At 72.3% G+C, this 1,994-nt stretch carries 2 protein-coding genes; both read left to right on the top strand.

Going from position 1 to position 1,994, the window contains the following annotated elements; genetic code table 11:
* Positions 1-348, top strand: a 348-nt coding sequence (locus tag B551_RS26675) for a hypothetical protein (protein ID WP_023264647.1), incomplete at its 5' end; no start/stop codon positions are given.
* 193 nt (positions 349-541) lie between these two features.
* On the top strand, positions 542-1,994 hold a 1,453-nt coding region (locus tag B551_RS17385), incomplete at its 3' end, for a S8 family peptidase (RefSeq protein WP_043440616.1).

Here is a 1,994-nt window from a genome sequence, read left to right as displayed (position 1 = left end):
CTGGCCGCCGCCTGCAGCTCGAAGCCGGCCGTCCCGCCGCCGGGCAGCATCACCGACGACCGCGCGGTCGGCGACATCCTGGTGCGCTTCACGCCGCCGGCCGTCGATACCTCGCTGCAGGCCGGCGAACTGCTGGCCCAGGCCAAGGGACCGATCCGCTTCGTCGTCAAGCGGCCGATGTCGGGCGGCACCTGGCTGGTCACCGCGATCTCGCCATCGCCGGAGGCCACCATCGAGCAGGCGGTCACCACGCTGCGCGCGCTGCCGCGGATCGAGGCGGCAGAGGCGGACCGCCGCCTGACGCCCAGCCGGCCCAAGCCGACCGGGCGCGACATGCCGGCCGACTGAAGACGCAGCGCCGGCGGCCGTTAACCGATCGAGAAGCGGATCGAGGCAAGCGAACCGCCCCGAACGTCACCCCGATAGCGTGCGCTGTCGGACGGCCGCCGATTGCCCGACCGCATTCCCGTGACTATCGTTTAGCCACATGCTCGCGAGCGCCGGCCGCTGCACCCCGGCTTCGCCCTTCCCGGAGGTGTTCATGCCGCGTTCGATTCCGCCCGTCGCCCTGCGTCTGGTCCTGGCCGCCGCCGTCGCGGCAGGCGCCCTGCTGCCCCCCTCGGCCGCGATGGCCGCCCCGAATCCGGACGCCCGTCCGGCACCGGTCTACAGCGGCAACATCATCGTCCGCTGGAAGGATGCCCCGGCCGGCAGCGCGCTGATGCCGGCCGAGGCCGCCGCCGAACAGGTGCGCAAGGTGGCCGAGCAGACCGGCATCGGGCTGACCGTCAAGCGGCAGATGGGCGGCAACCTGGCGCTGCTCGGCGTGCCGGCCGGCAAGGGCGCCGATCCCGAGGCGGTGGCCGCGCAGCTGCGCCAGGATCCGCGCGTCGCCGACGCGGTGCCGGACCGCTGGCTGCGGCCGCACGACACGGTCCCCAACGATCCCGAATTCGCCATCAACCAGCCCTATCTGGGCTCGCCTTCACTGGTGCCCGGTGCCGCGAATCTGCCCGCGGCCTGGGACCGTTCGCGCGGCAATGAAAACCTGGTGATCGCGGTGGTCGATACCGGCGTGCTGCGGCATCCGGACCTGGCCGCGCGGCTGGTCGCCGGCTATGACTTCATCGCCGATCCGCAGTTTTCGCAGGACGGCGACGGCCGCGACGGCGATCCGACCGACGCCGGCGACTTCGTGCCGCAGGGCTTTGCCTGTCCCGGCATGCCGGCCGCGCCGAACCTGCGGCCCAGCACCTGGCATGGCACCCGCGTCGCCAGCGTGCTGGGTGCGGTGACCAACAACGGCCAGGACGTCGCCGGGGTCGACTGGAGCGCCCGCATCCAGCCGCTGCGCGTCTCCGGCCGCTGCGGCGCGCTGCTGTCCGATACCGTCGACGCGATGCGCTGGGCCGGCGGCCTGCCGGTGCCGAACGTGCCGAACAACCCGACGCCGGCACGCGTGGTCAATATCAGCCTCGGCGCCGGCAGCTGCAGCACCTTCGAGCAGCAGGCCGTCGATGAACTGGCCGCGCGCGGCGTCGTCGTGGTGGCCGCCGCCGGCAACAGCGCCGGCGCGGTCGAAGCGCCGGCCGACTGCCGCGGCGTGATCGCGGTGACCGCCCATGTCAACGACGGCGAAAACGCCAGCTATGCCAACGTCGGCCCGCAGATCGCGATCAGCGCGCCGGGCGGCGGCTGCGCCAACAGCAAGGTGTCGAACAACACCTGCCTGGCCCCGCCGTCGACGATCCGCACGCTGAGCAACGATGGCGAAACGACGGCGCGCAACTACACGCTGGTGAACTCGCAAGGCACGAGCTTTGCGGCGCCGATGGTGTCGGGCGTGGCCTCGCTGATGCTGGCGGCCAATGGCAACCTGTCGACGGCGCAAGTGACGGAGCTGCTCAAGAGCAGCGCGCGCCCGCACCCGGCCAATACCTATTGCACGACCGGCAGCAATACGAACACGTGCGGAGCCGGCCTGCTGGACGCCG

The organism is Cupriavidus sp. HPC(L) (assembly GCF_000307735.3).
In the GTDB taxonomy this organism is placed as follows: Bacteria; Pseudomonadota; Gammaproteobacteria; order Burkholderiales; family Burkholderiaceae; genus Cupriavidus.
This window is presented reverse-complemented; position numbering and strand designations above follow the sequence as displayed.